Below are 2,490 nucleotides of genomic sequence, written 5' to 3'. Positions count from 1 at the left end.
AGGGGCCGGTCTCCCCAGACCGGCCCCTGTGCACCCCGTTCGGCAGGACATCCCCACACGTCCCACCTGCCTGCGGACGGACGAGTTACCCGACTCGGCCTTGGCCCGCGAACGCCACCATGGGTCGGCAGCGCTTGGTGAGACGAGTCTGCACGATTCCCAGCGGATGCACAGTCCGCTGAAAGGGGGACTTTCGGGGTACAAAATCGGACCGATCTGTCCTTCAGGCGGAACACGCCTCTGATCAGCGGTCCCGCCAGCCCGTCCGCGCGGGCCATGCGACGCGGAGCGCTCGCCGGGTCCGGACCTGGTCGGAGCCGGCGGCATCCTCCTGCAGCGGCGTCGAGGACACCGCCTGCTCGATCAGCAACCTGCTGAAGAGCGCGGCGATCGCGGCGGTCTCCTCGTCGGTGGGGGAGCCGCTGATGATCCGGATCGGCAGGTCCTCCGCGGGCACCCGCTGCGTCACAGGGGGATGTTCCCGTGCTTCTTCGGCGGCAGCGACGCACGCTTGCCGCGCAGCGCCCGCAGCGCCTTGATCACCGTGACGCGGGTCGACGCCGGCTCGATGACGCCGTCGAGCTCGCCGCGCTCGGCGGCGAGGAAGGGGCTCGCGACGTTGTAGGTGTACTCGTTCGCCAGCCGCGTGCGAACGGCGTCGACGTCCTCGCCGGCCGCCTCCGCCTCCCGGATCTCGCCGCGATACAGGATGTTGACGGCGCCCTGGCCGCCCATGACGGCGATCTCCGCGGTCGGCCACGCGTAGTTGAGGTCCGCGCCGAGCTGCTTCGAGCCCATGACGATGTAGGCGCCGCCGTACGCCTTGCGGGTGATGATCGTGACGAGCGGCACGGTCGCCTCCGCGTACGCGTAGAGCAGCTTGGCGCCGCGCCGGATCACGCCCGTCCACTCCTGGTCTGTGCCGGGCAGGTAGCCGGGCACGTCGACGAGCGTCAGGATCGGGATCCCGAACGCGTCGCAGAACCGCACGAAGCGGGATGCCTTCTCGCCGGCGTCGATGTTCAGCGTGCCCGCCATCGCGGAGGGCTGGTTCGCGACGATGCCGACCGAGCGGCCCTCGATGCGGCCGAAGCCCACCACGATGTTCGGCGCGAACAGCGGCTGGGTCTCGAGGAAGTCGGCGTCGTCGACGATCGTCTCGATCACCTCGTGCACGTCGTACGGCTGGTTCGCGCTGTCCGGGATCAGCGTGTTCAGCCGCCGGTCGGTGTCCGTGATCTCGATCGCGGCGGTGGAGGCGTAGACGGGCGCGTCCGCCATGTTGTTGTCGGGCAGGAAGCCGACCAGCGTGCGCGCGTAGTCGAGGGCGTCGTCCTCGTCGGAGGCGAGGTAGTGCGCGACGCCGCTGCGGGTGTTGTGGGTCAGCGCGCCGCCCAGCTCCTCCATCGCCACGTCCTCGCCGGTGACGGTCTTGATCACGTCGGGTCCGGTCACGAACATCTGGCTGGTCTTGTCGACCATGATCACGAAGTCGGTGAGCGCCGGGGAGTAGACGGCGCCGCCGGCGGCCGGGCCCATCACGATCGAGATCTGCGGGATCACGCCGGAGGCGGCGGTGTTCTGCCGGAAGATCTCGCCGTACTTGCCGAGCGCGACGACCCCCTCCTGGATCCGCGCGCCGCCCGAGTCGAGGATGCCGATGATCGGTACGCCCGTCTTCAGCGCGTGCGCCATCACCTTCAGGATCTTCTCGCCGGCGACCTCGCCGAGGGAGCCGCCGAAGATCGTGAAGTCCTGGCTGTACACGGCGACCTGGCGGCCGTGGATCTCGCCGATGCCGGTGACGACCGCGTCGCCGTACGGGCGTTTGGCGTCCATGCCGAAGGCGGTGGTGCGGTGCCGCACGAACTCGTCGAGCTCGACGAACGTGCCGTGGTCGAGCAGCTGCTCGATGCGCTCCCTGGCGGTCTTCTTGCCCTTGGCGTGCTGCTTCCGGGTCGCCGCCTCGCCGCTGGCGGTCACCGCCTCGTGGTAGCGGTCCTTCAGATCAGCGAGGCGTTCGGCCGTCGTCACCTTCGTGATCGTGGGCCCGGAGGAGTCCGACACGGTGCCCGAGCCTAAACCGTCTGCGTACGCTGCCCGGATGGAGCTGCCGCGGTCGTCCGCCCTCGTCGCCCGGCTCGAGGTGCTCGACGAGATCGGGTCGACGAACGCGGAGCTGGTCCGGCTCGTCACCGCGGACCCGGACCGCTGGCCGGCCCCCGCGGTGCTCGTGACGGATCACCAGACCGCCGGGCGCGGCCGGCTCGGGCGGTCGTGGAGCGCTCCGGCGGGCGACTCCCTGGCGATCTCAATCCTCCTGCGGCCCCTGGTGCCGCGCGAACGGCTGAGCTGGCTCTCCCTCGCCGCCGGGGCCGCGATGGCGGAGGCGCTCGCCGGCCTCGGTGTCGCCGCACGGGCGAAGTGGCCGAACGATGTGCTGATCGGCGGCCGGAAGGTGTGCGGCGTGCTGGCGGAGGCGCTGGCCGA

At 70.6% G+C, this 2,490-nt stretch carries 3 protein-coding genes; 1 reads left to right on the top strand and 2 read right to left on the bottom strand.

Translation table 11 applies throughout. From position 1 onward, the window contains the following. Positions 1–244: 244 nt before the first annotated feature. Together ACFE67_RS14840 and ACFE67_RS14835 are read right to left on the bottom strand one after the other, a co-directional pair. Positions 245–469, bottom strand: a complete 225-nt coding sequence (locus tag ACFE67_RS14840; protein ID WP_375407641.1) for a hypothetical protein — start codon at positions 467–469, stop codon at positions 245–247. Beyond that, positions 466–2,067, bottom strand: a complete 1,602-nt coding sequence (locus ACFE67_RS14835; RefSeq protein WP_375407640.1) for an acyl-CoA carboxylase subunit beta — start codon at positions 2,065–2,067, stop codon at positions 466–468. Before ACFE67_RS14835 ends, ACFE67_RS14840 begins: the two co-directional genes overlap by 4 nt. A gap of 37 nt (positions 2,068–2,104) precedes the next feature. On the opposite strand from ACFE67_RS14835, the gene ACFE67_RS14830 reads away from it, so the two are divergent. Further along, the coding region (locus ACFE67_RS14830) for a biotin--[acetyl-CoA-carboxylase] ligase (protein ID WP_375407639.1) at positions 2,105–2,490 on the top strand (386 nt) is incomplete at its 3' end.

Source organism: uncultured Amnibacterium sp. (genome assembly GCF_964244015.1).
GTDB lineage: Bacteria > Actinomycetota > Actinomycetes > Actinomycetales > Microbacteriaceae > Amnibacterium.
Note: the sequence above shows the minus strand (reverse complement) of the source record. Positions and strands in the feature narration are given on the sequence as shown.